The 13,401-nt window shown below is 71.5% G+C and carries 13 protein-coding genes; 9 read left to right on the top strand and 4 right to left on the bottom strand.

What is annotated here, in order from left to right:
* Window positions 1-58 precede the first annotated feature (58 nt).
* Window positions 59-535: a GtrA family protein gene (locus tag AB0J55_RS22700; protein ID WP_364251630.1), complete on the bottom strand. Its 477-nt coding sequence runs from the start codon at window positions 533-535 to the stop codon at window positions 59-61.
* Between the two features lie 144 nt (window positions 536-679).
* On the opposite strand from AB0J55_RS22700, the gene AB0J55_RS22695 reads away from it, so the two are divergent.
* The gene (locus AB0J55_RS22695; RefSeq protein ID WP_364251627.1) at window positions 680-1,090 is read left to right on the top strand and encodes a hypothetical protein; all 411 of its coding nucleotides are present in this window, start codon (window positions 680-682) and stop codon (window positions 1,088-1,090) included.
* Window positions 1,091-1,171: 81 nt separating this feature from the next.
* Window positions 1,172-1,465 (top strand): iron-sulfur cluster biosynthesis family protein, encoded by a 294-nt coding sequence (locus tag AB0J55_RS22690; RefSeq protein ID WP_364251624.1) that lies wholly within the window; start codon window positions 1,172-1,174, stop codon window positions 1,463-1,465.
* A gap of 422 nt (window positions 1,466-1,887) precedes the next feature.
* On the opposite strand, the gene AB0J55_RS22685 is transcribed toward AB0J55_RS22690, so the two are convergent.
* The 3 genes from AB0J55_RS22685 to AB0J55_RS22675 all read right to left on the bottom strand — a co-directional run bounded on the left by AB0J55_RS22685 (window position 1,888) and on the right by AB0J55_RS22675 (window position 6,138).
* Window positions 1,888-3,009 carry a glycerate kinase gene (locus AB0J55_RS22685; RefSeq protein WP_364251621.1) on the bottom strand — a complete coding sequence of 374 codons (1,122 nt, stop codon included), beginning with the start codon at window positions 3,007-3,009 and terminating at the stop codon, window positions 1,888-1,890.
* The gene (locus AB0J55_RS22680; protein WP_364251619.1) at window positions 3,006-3,950 is read right to left on the bottom strand and encodes a D-glycerate dehydrogenase; all 945 of its coding nucleotides are present in this window, start codon (window positions 3,948-3,950) and stop codon (window positions 3,006-3,008) included. Before AB0J55_RS22680 ends, AB0J55_RS22685 begins: the two co-directional genes overlap by 4 nt.
* Window positions 3,951-4,041: 91 nt before the next feature.
* Window positions 4,042-6,138 carry an alpha-galactosidase gene (locus tag AB0J55_RS22675; protein ID WP_364251616.1) on the bottom strand — a complete coding sequence of 699 codons (2,097 nt, stop codon included), beginning with the start codon at window positions 6,136-6,138 and terminating at the stop codon, window positions 4,042-4,044.
* A gap of 76 nt (window positions 6,139-6,214) precedes the next feature.
* Between AB0J55_RS22675 and AB0J55_RS22670 the strand changes: the two genes are divergently transcribed.
* The 7 genes from AB0J55_RS22670 (at window position 6,215) to AB0J55_RS22640 (ending at window position 13,392) form a co-directional block, all read left to right on the top strand.
* Window positions 6,215-7,384 carry an ROK family protein gene (locus AB0J55_RS22670; RefSeq protein WP_364251613.1) on the top strand — a complete coding sequence of 390 codons (1,170 nt, stop codon included), beginning with the start codon at window positions 6,215-6,217 and terminating at the stop codon, window positions 7,382-7,384.
* 97 nt (window positions 7,385-7,481) lie between these two features.
* The gene (locus AB0J55_RS22665; RefSeq protein ID WP_364251611.1) at window positions 7,482-8,666 is read left to right on the top strand and encodes an extracellular solute-binding protein; all 1,185 of its coding nucleotides are present in this window, start codon (window positions 7,482-7,484) and stop codon (window positions 8,664-8,666) included.
* A complete protein-coding gene (locus tag AB0J55_RS22660; protein ID WP_364251608.1) occupies window positions 8,663-9,619 on the top strand; it encodes a sugar ABC transporter permease in 957 nt (318 codons plus the stop codon). The genes AB0J55_RS22665 and AB0J55_RS22660 overlap by 4 nt, the downstream gene beginning before the upstream one ends.
* Complete coding sequence (locus AB0J55_RS22655; RefSeq protein WP_364251605.1) at window positions 9,619-10,452, top strand: carbohydrate ABC transporter permease; 834 nt, start codon at window positions 9,619-9,621, stop codon at window positions 10,450-10,452. Before AB0J55_RS22660 ends, AB0J55_RS22655 begins: the two co-directional genes overlap by 1 nt.
* Window positions 10,453-10,649: 197 nt before the next feature.
* Complete coding sequence (locus AB0J55_RS22650; RefSeq protein ID WP_364251602.1) at window positions 10,650-11,459, top strand: CoA transferase subunit A; 810 nt, start codon at window positions 10,650-10,652, stop codon at window positions 11,457-11,459.
* Complete coding sequence (locus AB0J55_RS22645; RefSeq protein ID WP_364251599.1) at window positions 11,456-12,214, top strand: CoA-transferase subunit beta; 759 nt, start codon at window positions 11,456-11,458, stop codon at window positions 12,212-12,214. The genes AB0J55_RS22650 and AB0J55_RS22645 overlap by 4 nt, the downstream gene beginning before the upstream one ends.
* On the top strand, window positions 12,211-13,392 hold the full coding sequence (locus tag AB0J55_RS22640) for a thiolase family protein (RefSeq protein ID WP_364251596.1): 1,182 nt from the start codon (window positions 12,211-12,213) through the stop codon (window positions 13,390-13,392). The genes AB0J55_RS22645 and AB0J55_RS22640 overlap by 4 nt, the downstream gene beginning before the upstream one ends.
* The last annotated feature ends 9 nt before the right edge of the window (window positions 13,393-13,401 follow it).

Genomic DNA, 13,401 nt, shown 5'->3' with positions numbered 1-13,401 from the left:
TGACGCTAGCCGGTGCGGGCGGGTGTGGCCGGTTCGGTGCGGGCTGGAGCTGCCGGCGTCAGCTGGTGCGCGCGGCGGCCGGTTCGGTCTGGTGGGCGAAGACCCACCACCGCAGCACCGCGAACCGCACGAAGCCGCCGACCAGGCTGGCCAGCAGCAGCGTGCCGGTCTCTTCCCACGACGTCGGCCGGTCGACGAGGGCGTCCAGCAGGGCCAGCACCGCCGAGCCGTAGAGGGCGTAGAAGGCGAACGTCAGCACGTCCTGCAGGTGCCGCTTCCCCGCATTGCTGCGCCGCCCGGCGAAGGTCACCCGGCGGTGGAACTCCGTGTTCCCCACTGTCGTGAGCGCGATCGCGACCAGGTTCGCGACCTGGGAGCCGAGCTCGTCGCGCAGCAGGAGGAACAGGACGGCCTGGATGCCGGTCGTCACCACGCCGGCCACCACGTACCACGCGGCGTGCGTGCCCAGCTCGTGGTGGCGGTCCGGATCGGTGGCGAGCAGCCGGCGATCCGGTGCGCACCTGGTGGTGGCCATGATCCCAAGCTACCCGGCATTCACAAACTTGTGAATGTGTTAAACCCGTTGAAGAAATGTGATCCCCGTGACACCGCGGGGTTTCGGGGCCCCGACCAGCGGGGTAGGTCACCGTCGACGACATTTCCGACGCCAGGAGACCCTGTGAGTGACCGTGACTCGGCCGAACCGCAAAGCCTGAGCCCCAGCGAGGCGCTGGACGAGGACGAGCTGCGCGTGGACCCGCTCGAAGAGGGCGTCGAGCCGCCCGAGCACTGGAGTGCCGCGGACCGCTACGGCACCACGCCCCGCGAGATCCGCGACGGCGAGCCGATGGACCTGCGCCTGTCCGAAGAGGTCCCGGACACCGAGCCGGAGCCGATCCCGGACCGCCCCTTGGCCGCGACGCCGGCGGCGGAGCTCGACGAAACGATCGAGGACGCCCCGCCGGACTTCGAGCCGGTGGTCCCGGAGGACACGGTGCCCCAGCGGCACACCGGCCCGGACCGGGGCGAACAGGCGATCTACGCGGGCGAGTCGGTGGCCGACGCCATCCGCGCGTCCCGGGAGGGCTGATCCGCTCAGCCTGCACACCCGTTCGGGCGCCCCTAGCGTGGGGCACCAGTGCATCGGACCGCGACGAAGGGAAGGCCGAAGATGCTGACCGTGACCGAAGCCGCCGCCGAGGCGATCACCGCACTGACGGGCCAGGAAGAGGGCGACGCCGGGCTGCGCCTGGCGGTCGAGAAAGCCGACGGGGAAAGCGCCCAGCTGGCCCTGTCGGTGGCTCCCGAACCGGCCGAGGGCGACAGCGTGCTGGGAGCGGACGAGGGCCCGAAGGTCTTCCTCGAACCCCAGGCGGCGGCCCTGCTCGACGACAAGGTGCTGGACGTCCAGGAGGACGAAGCCGGCGGCGTGGCGTTCGCCGTACTGCCTCAGCACACGAGCTGACCGCGGCGGACGGGCCTTTCGCTCCACGGGTGCGGAAGGTCCGTTCGCTCGCGGGCGTCACAGGTTCGGCGAACGCTCGCCGCTCGCCGCGGTCGCCTGCGACCAGCTCACGGCGGAGTTGCTCCTCCGCGGGCGTCGCTCGCTGAGCGCTTCTCCGCGGTCGGCTCTGCCGGAGTGCGCCCCTTTCCACGGGCACCGCTGCCTCATGCGGGGTGCGCCTTTCCGCGGGCGCCGCTCGTTCATGCCGGAGTGCACCTCTCGACGGGCGCCGCTGCCTCATGCGGGGTGCGCCTTTCCGCGGGCGCCGCTCGTTCATGCCGGAGCGCACCTCCCGACGGGCGCCGCCCATTCATGCCGGAGCGCGCTTCTCCGCGAGTGCCGCTCCCTCAGGCCGCCGCGCGGCCGGTCCCGCAGCGCTCGTCCTACTGCCTCGCCTCCTTCCAAGCCCGCACCAGCTCCGCCGCCCGCGCCCGCAGCAGTTCCGCCGCGTGCGCCCGCGCGTAGTCCAGCGAAGGCGCGTGGTCGACCAGCGCGCTGCTCCCCACGACTCCCAGCCGCGCCAACCCGGCGGCGTCGAGCTGGATCCGCCCCGCCAGCACCATCAACGGAATCCCCCGGGCCCGCTCGGCGATCCCCGCCGGCGCCTTGCCGTTCAGGCTCTGCTCGTCCAATGATCCCTCGCCGGTGATCACCAGATCCGCACCTTCGAGCGCCCGGTCGACCCCGGTCAGCCCGGCGATGAGCTCGAACCCCGATTCCACCCTCGCGCCGAGAGCGATCGCCCCGGCCGCGACCCCGCCGCCCGCTCCGGCTCCCGGCACCCGCGACACGTCCGGCGCGCCGCCCACCTGCAGTGCGTGCGCCCACCGCCCCAGGGCTTCGTCGAGCGTCGCCACCTCCGCCGGTCCCGCCCCCTTCTGCGGCCCGAACACCGCCGCCGCGCCTTCCGGGCCCAGCAACGGGTTCGTCACGTCGGTCGCCACCGCCACGCGCACACCGTCCAGCCGCTCCCGCACCGGCGTGAGCTCGGCCGAGGCGACCCGGCCCAGCGTCCCGCCGCCCAGGCCGACCGGCGCGCCGAACGCGTCCAGCACGCCCGCGCCGAGCGCGCCGAGCATCCCGGCTCCGCCGTCCGTGCTGGCCGTGCCGCCGACCGTGAGCACCAGCGCCTTCGCGCCGTGGATCAGCGCGTCCGCCAGCAGTTCGCCGACGCCCCAGGTGTGCGCGGCCAGCGCCGTCGCCGGCGACGGTTCGACGAATTCGATGCCGCACGCCCGCGCCGATTCCACATAGGCCGTGCCGTCCAGCACCGCATACCGCGCCTGGACGGACTCCTCGAGCGGCCCCCGGACCGTCAGCCGCACGATCCGCGCGCCCGCCGCCTCCAGGACGTCCAGGGTGCCTTCGCCCCCGTCGGCGACCGGGCAGGTGACGATTTCCGCGTCCGGCAAGGCATCCCGCACCCCGAGCGCGATCGCCTCCGCGGCCTCGACCGCGGTGAGACTGCCCTTGAACTTGTCCGGCGCGATGACGACCCGGGTCACGGCTTCACCTCCGTCAGCGGGGGACGCCCGGCGAGCACCGCCGCGACGTTGCGGGCGGCCAGCACGGCCATCCCGGTCCGGGTCTCGACCGTGGCCGACCCCAGGTGCGGGCTCAGCACGACGTCGTCCCGGCCGAGCAGCCGCGGCTCGACCTCCGGCTCCTTTTCGAACACGTCGAGCGCCGCGCCGGCGATCTCCCCGGCCTCCAGCGCGTCGGCCAGCGCGGCTTCGTCGACGACCGGGCCGCGGGTCGTGTTCACCAGGTACGCGCTGCGTTTCATGGCCCGCAACGCACCGGCGTCGATGAGGTGCCGCGTCTCGGGCGTCAACGGGCAGTGCAGGGAAACGACGTCCGAGCGCGCCAGGAGTTCCTCGAAAGACACGTACTCGGCCTCGGTGTCCTGTTTGGACCGTCCGGAGTAGACGATGGACATCCCGAACGCCGCCGCCCGGCGGGCCATCGCCCGCCCGATCTGCCCGTAGCCGACGATGCCCAGCGTCTTGCCCTGCAGCCCGGACCCGAGCAGGAAGCCGAGGTGGAACGACCACGGCGTGCGAGAGCGCAGCAGCCGTTCACCCTCGCCGATCCGCCGCGTGACGGCCAGCAGGAGGCCGAAGGCGAGGTCGGCGGTCGCGTCGGTGAGCACGCCCGGCGTGTTCGTGACGACGACACCGCGCGAAGCCAGCGCCGCGACGTCGACGTTGTCGTATCCCACCGCGACGTTCGCGACCACCTTCAGCCCCGGCCCGGCGGCTTCGGCCAGCGCGCCGTCGAGCCGGTCGTGCAGCATGCCGACGACCGCAGACGCCCCGCCGACGAACTCGTGCAGTTCGGCAGGGGTCAGCGGACGATCGGCGGGGGAGACCTCCACATCGCCTGCCTCGGCGAGGAGCTTCACCGCGTCGTCGGGAATCCATCGGGTCACCGCGATCTTGGCCACGACGACAGCGTAAGGCACCCCACCGACAGTTTTCGGGGTTCGGGTGGCGGAGCCCCCGACCTGGGGCGGAGCCCCAGATGTCATTGCCAATTCAGCCCACGCGAGTCAGCCGCACCACCGCGCTCGCGTACCCGCTGCCCGGCAACGAGACGTCGAGCCCGTGGTTCAGCAACACGGCCCCGTGGTGCTCGGCGCCGTCCTGATCGCGGTAGAGCCCGGCCGGATCCAGCCCCGCGAGCCGCGGCGGGGTGTACGGCCGCGCGAACTCCGTCGGCCGCCGCCAGAAGAACACGACGGCGGAATCGCCGAGCACGTACTGCACCGCCGTCAGCGCCGAGACCGCCGGATCCGCCAGCCGGTACAGCACGCCGTGCTGCACCACGGGCCGGATCTCCTTGTACAGCGCCACGAGCGACGCCGCTTCGGCGAGTTCGCCCGCCGTCCAGCGCGGCAGGTCGCCGCCCAGGCCGAGCACGCCCGCCATCGCCACGTGGAACCGGAAGCTCAGCGGGGCCTCCCGGTGCGTGGCCGGGTTCGGGCTGTCGGTGACCCAGGCCGACATGGTGCCCGCCGGGTAGATCTGGCCGTAGCCGTGCTGGATGGTGATCCGGTCGGCCGCGTCGGTGTTGTCCGACGCCCAGATCTCGTCGGTACGCGCGAGGATGCCCAGGTCGGTGCGCCCGCCGCCGCCCGCGCAGCCCTGGATCCGCAGGTCCGGGTGGTCGGCCCGCAGCCGGTCGAGGATCGCGTACACCGCCCGCACGTGGCCGACCCACAGGCGTGACGCGCCGGGCCCCGCGTCCGGCCAGCCGGCCTCGGTGAACGCGCGGTTCATGTCCCACTTGAGGTAGTCGATGCCGTGCTCGCCGACCAGCCGGTCGAGCCACTTGTGCGCCCAGTCCGCGACGTCCGGCCGCGCGAAGTTCAGCACGAGCTGGTTGCGCAACGTCGTCCGGGATCGGTTCGCCATGTGCAGCACCCAGTCGGGGTGCGCGCGGTAGAGGTCGCTGTCCGGGTTGACCATCTCCGGCTCGACCCACAGCCCGAACCGCATCCCGTGCGCGTGCACGGCGTCGACCAGCGGCTGCAGCCCGGCCGGGAAGCGCTGTTCGTTGGCGATCCAGTCGCCGAGCCCGGCGGTGTCGCCGCTGCGGGCGCCGAACCAGCCGTCGTCCATGACGAACAGTTCGGCCCCCACCCGGGCCGCTGCGGCCGCCAGTTCGGTCTCCGTCCGCTCGTCGACGTCCCAGCCGGTCGCCTCCCACGAGTTGTAGACGATCGGCCGCAGCTCGCCCGGGTGCGGCTGGACGAACTCGCGGACGTAGGCGTGCCAGCGCCGGCTGGTGCCGCCGAAGCCGTCGGCCGCGTAGAGCCCGGCGAACACCGGCGTCTCCCACGTTTCGCCCGGCTGCAGCCGCCAGGTGACGTGCTCGTGCCCGAATCCGCCGGTCCACGTGACGCGGCCGGTGTGCGTGCGCTCCACGGTGATCCGCCAGCTTCCGCTCCACGCCAGCGCGCTGCTCCAGACCTCGCCGGCGGTCTCCGTCGCGTCGCCCGCGTCGAGCATCACCCACGGGTTGACCTGGTGGCTGGAGGCGCCGCGGCGGCTGGTGAGCGTGGTTTCGCCGACCGGCAGCGGTTCGCGCAGCACGCCGTACTCGGCGCTCCACGCGCCGGACGTCCGGCTCAGCCGGGCGCCCTCGCGCCGGGGCAGCGTCCAGGACGCGGAGTCCGTGCGCAGCAAGGCGATGGGCTCGCCGGAGCCGGTGTGCCGCAACGACGTCCAGCGCTCGATGACGTCCGCGCGGACGCGGTAGTGCAGGGACACTTCGAGCGGGTAGTGCCGGTCGGCGAGCCGCACGACGAGTGCGTCGTCTTCGAGCGCGAAGCCGTCGTAACGCCACTCGAGCGCCGACGTCCCGTCCGCGTACTGCACGGCGAGGGCCGCGACGCCGAAGAAGGCGCCGCCCTCGGCCGGGAGTTCCTGCCGCTCGTCGCCGGGCTCGTCGAAGCTGCTGTCGGCCGGGTTGCGGCGCGCGGCGACCTGGGTGGCCTGGGCGAGCGTCAGCGGCGGGCCCCAGTGGACGTGCCGCGGGCGGTCGTCGGCGTCCAGCCGGAAGGCGTACGAGCTCTCGGGGGTGCGCAGCAGCCAGAGCCGGTGCGCGGGGTCGTGTTCGACGAGCGGCATGCCCGACAGCGTAGAGCTGACCAGCGCGAAAATAAATTCTTGACGAAGTTAATTAAATCTCTCTACCCTTCCGGCCATGCCTCGCAGTGCACCGGCAAGGGCGCCGATCACCAGTCCCGCGGCCGCGACCGTGTTCACCACGGTCCTGACCGAAGGGCCGGTTTCCCGCGTCGACGTCGCCCGCCGCACCGGGCTCTCCTCCGCCGCGGTCACCAAGGCCGCCCGGCCCTTCATCGAAGCCGGCTACCTCGAAGAACTCGCCTCGGAAGGCCGCACCGCGCCGGGCGCGGGCCGTCCGGCGAACCCCCTGGCCATCCGGCCGGACCGCGAGTACTTCGTCGGCGTCAAGATCACCGGCGACGACCTGATCGGCGTGGTCACCGACCTGCGCGCCGACGTCCGGGCCAGCGCCCACCACGCCCTGACCAGCCACGGCGTCGAGCACGTCGTCCAGGCGCTGGCCGACCTCGTCGGGGAGCTGCTCTCCGGCCACCTCCGCGAGCGCGCCTACTGCCTGGGCGTCGCGGTGTCCGGCGACGTCGACCGGGCCTCCGGCGTCGTCCGGTACTCCCCGTTCCTCGGCTGGCGGGACGTGCCCCTGGCGTCGCTTCTGGAAGACGCCACCGGGCTCACGGTCACCTTGGAGAACGACGTCAAGGCCCTCGCCGTCGCCGAGCAGTGGTTCGGCGAAGGCGTCGGAGCGTCGTCGTTCGCGCTGGTCACCGTGGGCACCGGCATCGGCAGCGCGCTGGTGGTCAACGGCGACCTGGTCCGCGGCGCACACGGCGTCGCCGGCGAGATCGGGCACGTCCCGGTCGCCGACGGCGGGCCGTCGTGCCACTGTGGTGGCCGGGGCTGCGTCGAGGCGATCGCGTCCACCGAGGCCATCCTGACGCACGCCCGGCAGGTCACCGGCGAACCCGGGCTGTCGATGGACGACGCCGTGACGCGGGCCCGCGGCGGTGACGAGCCGCTGCGTGAGGTGTTCGCCGCCGCCGGCCACGCGATCGGCCTGGGGCTGGCCGCGCTGGTCAACCTGTTCGGCCCGGAACGGGTGGTCGTCTCGGGCGAGGGCGTCGCCACCTACGACCTGTTCGAAGACCAGATCCGCCGGACCTTCGCGGTCCAGGCGTTCGGCAGCGCCGCCCGGTGCGGCCTGGTCATCCGGCCGCTGCCGTTCGAGGAGTGGGCCCGCGGTGCGGCCGCGGTCGCCGTCCAGAGCCTGTTCGTGTCCGACACCGTTTGAGGAGAGTCCCGTGAGCCCCATGAATCGCCGAAGCTTCCTGGTCGGTTCCGTCCTCTTTGCCGGGGGAGCGGCCCTCGCGGGCTGCACTTCAGACCCGTTGAACAAGAACGCCGCTTCGGGGGCGAAAGTCACGCTGCAGCAGTGGTACCACGCGTACGGCGAATCCGGGACGCAGCAGGCGGTCCAGCGGTACGCGCAGGAGTTCACCAAGGCCAACCCGGACATCGCGATCAACGTCAGCTGGATCGCCGGCGACTACGAGACCAAGCTGAACTCGGCGATGCTCACCGCGCAGGCGCCGGACCTGTTCGAGCTCGGCGACTTCCGGTACCAGAACGTCAAGAACGGCCTGCTCGCGCCACTGGACGACGTGGTCGGCCCGGTGAAGGGCGACTTCAGCCCGGCCGCGCTGGACACGGTGACCGTCGACGGCAAGGTCTACGGCGTCAAGATGATCGACGACGTCATGATGCTGTACTACCGCAAGAGCGCGCTGCAGGCCGCGGGCGTCCGGCCGCCGCAGACGTTCGCCGAGCTCCTCGAGGCGACGCGGAAGCTGAACAACGGCAAGCAGAAGGGCCTGTACGTCGGCACCGACGGCGTCGGCGAGGCGGCGACGCTCCTGCTCTGGTCGTCCGGCGGGGACTTCTTCGACGCGAGCGGCAAGAAGGTCGCCTTCGCCTCGCCCGAAGCGATCGCCGCGATCGGCGGGCTCAAGCAGCTGCACGACACCGGCGGCCTGCTCCAGGGCTACCCGACGGACTGGTCCGACCCCGGCGCGTTCACCGGAGGCGCCACGGCCATGCAGTGGGGCGGCCTGTGGTCGCTGCCGGACATCGAGAAGGCTTTGGGCGACGACTTCGGCGTCGTCGCGTGGCCGAAGTTCGGGGACGCGGGCAAGCAGGTCGCCCGGGTCGGCGGCTGGTACCAGCTGGCCAACGCGAAGTCCGCCAACTTGGACGCGGTCAAGAAGTACATCGACTGGCTGTGGATCAAGAACGCCGACCTGCAGAAGGAGTGGTGCGTCAAGTACGGCTTCCACATCCCGGCCCGCAAGGAGGTCGCGGCGCGGACGACCGAGTTATCCGGCGGTCCCGCGAAGGACGCCGTGACGATCTCGCAGCAGTTCGGCAAGTCGTACTCGGGGCTGTGGAACAAGGCGTCGGCGACGCTGTTCCTGCAGGCCGCGACGAAGATCGCGAACGGGCAGGCCGACCCGGCCGCCGAACTCGGCGACGCGGCGAAGAAGGCGCAGGCCGAAGTCGACAAGCAGCTGGCATGACGGCCGTGATGGAGGCCCCGGCGGTCTCGGCGTCGCCGGCGAAGAAGCGTCGCCGGCGTCGCGACTGGCGGGCGATCGGTGCGTTCATCGTGCTCACCGGGCCGGTGGTGGCCGGGCTGGGGCTGTTCAAGTACGTCGCCATCGCGTGGAGCTTCCTGCTCAGCTTCAACGACGCCCGCGGCACCATCACCCTCGGGAACTGGATCGGCTTCGGCAACTACGCGTTCCTGCTGGGCGACGACGCCTTCCTGACATCGTTGACGACGATCGCGCTCTTCACGGTCTTCATCGTGCCGATCACCTTCGTCGCGTCGCTGGGGCTCGCGGTGCTGATCAACAGCATCAAGCGCGGCAAGGCGTTCTTCCGGACCGTGTTCCTCATCCCGGCGGCGGTGTCGTACGTCGTCGCCGCGCTGGTGTGGAAGATGGCGCTGTTCGACGGGCTGCCGTCGGGGGTCGCGAACGTCGTCGGCGGGCTGTTCGGCGCCGACCCGGTACCGTGGCTGTCGACGACGAGCCCGCCGGTGTACTGGGTCGCGGTCGTGACGCTGCGGCTGTGGCTGCAGGTCGGGCTGTACATGATCCTGTTCCTGGCCGGGCTGCAGGCAATCTCGCCGTCGCTGTACGAAGCCGGCGAGCTGGACGGCACGACGCGGTGGCAGGCGTTCCGCTACATCACGCTGCCGCAGCTGCGGAACACGTCGGTGGCGGTGCTGCTGCTGATCCTCATCGCCGCGTTCCAGGCGTTCGACGAGTTCTACAACCTGTTCGGCACCGGCCTGTCCGGCACGGCGACCGCGCCGGTGAAGCCGCCGCTGGTCTACCTGTACGACTCCGCGCTCGGCGACCAGAACTACGGCGTCGGCTCGGCGGGCGCGTTCCTGCTGACGGTGATCATCGTCGTGATCACGCTGCTGCAGGGCCGGTTCGTCGGTTTCGGGAAGAAGGACTGATGGCCGTTCTGCCGGTTTCCCGGAAAGCGCCGAAGTACGTCCTGGCGTCGGTGCTGTCGCTGATCTTCCTGCTGCCGTTCTACCTCATGCTGCGCAACGCGCTGATGACGCGGCAGCAGGTCAGCTCGCCGGACTGGGCGTGGCTGCCGGATCCACTCTCGTGGGTGAACTTCGGCGACCTGTTCGCCGACGCTTCGGTGCCGATGGCGCACTCGTTGTGGAACTCGTTCCTGGTCGCGGTCGTGACGGCCCCGGTCGGCACGCTCTTCGGCTCGATGGCAGGCTATGCGCTGGCCCGGATCAACGTGCCCGGTCGGCGGTTCGTCTTCACGTACGTGCTGGTCACGCTGATGATCCCGCAGTCGGTGACGTTCGTGCCGACGTTCGTCGTCGTCGGCTCGATGGGCGGGGTCGACACCGAGTGGGGAATTATCGCGCCGAACCTGTTCAGCGCGTTCACGGTGATCCTGTTCCGCAACTTCTACCTGCGGTTCCCGGCCGAGATCGAAGAGGCCGGGCGGCTCGACGGCCTCGGCTACCTCGGCGTCTACCGGCGGCTGGTGCTGCCGAACTCGGGAAGCATGATCGCCTCGCTCGGGGCGCTGATGTTCATCGAAAGCTGGAACGCGTTCCTGTGGCCGCTCGTCATCGGGCAGGACCCGTCGTCGTGGACCGCACAGATCGCCCTTTCGACGTTCCTGACCGCGCAGTCGGTCAACCTGCCGGCGCTGTTCGCCGGTGCGCTCGTCACCATCGCGCCCCTGGTCGCGATGTTCCTGGTCGCCCAGCGGTTCATCGTCCGCGGGATCGCGGCGAGCGGGCTCAAGGAGTAGGTAGGTCCCCACCTCACGGCCTCGCCGTGCCGCCGCACGGCTCGCGCTGGATCCAGATCGGCTGACGATTTCCCCTTCGACGTGCGTGCGTCATCCATTGGGTGGAAGACGTCTGGTCGGGCCCCCGCCCGCCGTGCTATGTTCGCTGGCAGAACGAGTGTGCGTGATGCGAACAATCGATCGGTACGGAGGGTGTGATGGCGGAGCTGCTGTCGCTGGAGGAGGCCGTGGCCCGGCTGGTGCACGACGGCGACACCGTCGCGCTCGAAGGGTTCACGCACCTCATCCCGGTCGCGGCCGGGCAGGAGATCATCCGGCAACGCCGCCGGGACCTCACGCTGGTGCGCATGACGCCCGACATCGTGTACGACCAGCTCATCGGCGCCGGGTGCGCCCGCAAGCTGATCTTTTCGTGGGGCGGCAACCCGGGCGTCGGCTCGCTGCACCGCTTCCGCGACGCCGTCCAGCACGACTGGCCGGTGCCGCTGGAGATCGAGGAACACAGCCACGCGGGCATGGCGAACCGGTATGTCGCCGGTGCGTCCGGCCTGCCGTTCGCGGTGCTGCGCGGCTACACGGGCACCGACCTGCCTGCCCAGACCGACACGATCAAACCGATCACGTGCCCGTTCACCGGCGAGCGGCTGACGGCGGTGCCGGCGTTGAACCCGGACGTCGCGATCGTCCACGCCCAGCGCGCGGACCGCTCCGGCAACGTCCAGATGTGGGGCATCACGGGTGTGCAGAAGGAAGCGGTGCTGGCAGCGAAACGGTCCCTGGTGACGGTCGAGGAGATCGTCGACGAGCTGGAGCCCCGCCCGGGCGCGGTCGTGCTGCCGTCCTGGGTGGTCACGGCGGTGGCCGAGGTCCCGGGTGGCGCGAAGCCATCGTACGCGGCGGGGTACTACGAGCGGGACAACGCGGCGTACCAGGCGTGGGACGAGATCGGCCGCGACCGCGAGGAGTTCACGAAGTGGCTGAACGAGCTGACCGGGGTGACGGCATGACTGCGGAGTACACCGCCGACGAGATGATGAGCGTGGCGGCGGCCCGCGCGCTCGGCGACGGCATGTCGTGCTTCGTCGGGATCGGCCTGCCGAGCAAGGCGGCGAACCTCGCCCGCCGCGCGCACGCCCCGAACCTGACGCTGATCTACGAGTCCGGCTGCCTGGGCGCCAAGCCGTCCCGGCTGCCGCTGTCCATCGGCGACGGCGAGCTGGCCGACACGGCCGACGCGGTGATCAGCGTCCCGGAGGTGTTCAACTACTGGCTCCAGCCGGGCCGCATCGACGTGGGCTTCCTCGGCGCGGCCCAGCTCGACAAGTTCGGCAACATCAACACGACGGTGATCGGCTCGGACTACCACGACCCGAAGGTGCGGCTGCCGGGAGCGGGCGGCGCCCCGGAGATCGCGGCTTCGTGCGGCGAGGTGTTCATCGTCCTCCGCCAGAACCCGAGGGCCTTTGTGGAGAAGGTGGACTTCGTGACGTCGTTCGGCCACGGAACCGGCAAGGGCGACCGCGAGAAACTCGGCCTCCCGGGCCGCGGCCCGACGCTGGTGGTGACGGACCTGGGCTTGCTGCGCCCCGACCCGGAGACGGCGGAACTGACGTTGACGCAGCTCCACCCCGGCGTGGACCTCGACAAGGCCGTCGCGGCCACGGGGTGGAAACTGAAGGTGTCCGACGACCTCGAGACCACCCCGGCCCCCACGGAGCAGGAGCTGACCCTCCTGCGAGACCTGGAGAAGGCGAGCGCATGACCGACGTCTACGTCCTCGACGCGATCCGCACCCCGTTCGGCCGCTACGGCGGCGCGCTGGCCGGCGTCCGCCCGGACGACCTCGCCGCCGGCGTCCTCAAAGCACTCCAGCAGCGCACCGGCCTCGATCCGTCCACAGTGGACGAAGTCACCCTCGGCGACGCGAACGGCGCGGGCGAGGACAACCGCAACGTCGCCCGGATGGCCGCCCTCCTCGCGGGCTGGCCCACGACCGTCCCGGGCAGCACGGTCAACCGCCTCTGCGGCTCCGGCCTCGACGCGGCGATCCAGGCCAGCCGCGCGATCCAGACCGGCGACGCCTCCCTCGTCGTCGCCGGCGGTGTCGAGTCGATGACCCGCTCGCCGCTGGTCATGCCGAAGCCGGAGAAGGCGTTCCCCGCGGGCAACCAGACCCTCTACAACACCGCACTCGGCTGGCGCATGGTCAACCCGGCGATGCCGTCGCAGTGGACGATCTCCCTCGGCGAGTCCACCGAGCAGCTCGCCGAGCGCTACGGCATCGGCCGCGACGAGCAGGACGCCTTCGCCGCCCGCAGCCACGTGAACGCCGCCAAGGCGTGGGACGAGGGCTTCTACGACGACCTCGTCGTCCCGGTCGAGGGCGTCGACCTGACCCGCGACGAGGGCATCCGCCCGGATTCCAGCCCCGAGAAGCTCGCCAAGCTGAAGCCGGTGTTCCGCAAGGAGAACGGCACCGTCACCGCGGGCAACGCCTCCCCGCTCAACGACGGCGCCTCGGCCCTCCTCCTCGGCGACGAAAGGGCCGCCAGCCGCCTGGCCAAAGCCCCGCTGGCCCGGATCGCCGGCCGCGGCGCGGCGGGGGTCGACCCGGACGTCTTCGGCATCGGCCCGGTGCGGGCGGCGGAGATCGCCCTCGAACGCGCCGGCATCGGCTGGGACGACCTGGCCGCCGTCGAACTCAACGAGGCCTTCGCCGCGCAGTCGCTGGCCTGCCTGCGCGACTGGAAGGACCTGGACCCGGAGATCGTCAACACCCACGGCGGCGCGATCGCCATCGGCCACCCGCTCGGGGCGTCCGGCGGCCGGATCCTCGGCACCCTGGCGCACGACCTGCACCGCCGCGGCGGAGGCTGGGGCCTCGCCGCCATCTGCATCGGCGTCGGCCAGGGCCTGGCCGTCGTCCTCGAAGGCCGGTAAAGAGGAGAG

Source organism: Amycolatopsis sp. NPDC049688 (genome assembly GCF_040674975.1).
Taxonomy (GTDB): Bacteria; Actinomycetota; Actinomycetes; order Mycobacteriales; family Pseudonocardiaceae; genus Amycolatopsis.
This window is presented reverse-complemented; position numbering and strand designations above follow the sequence as displayed.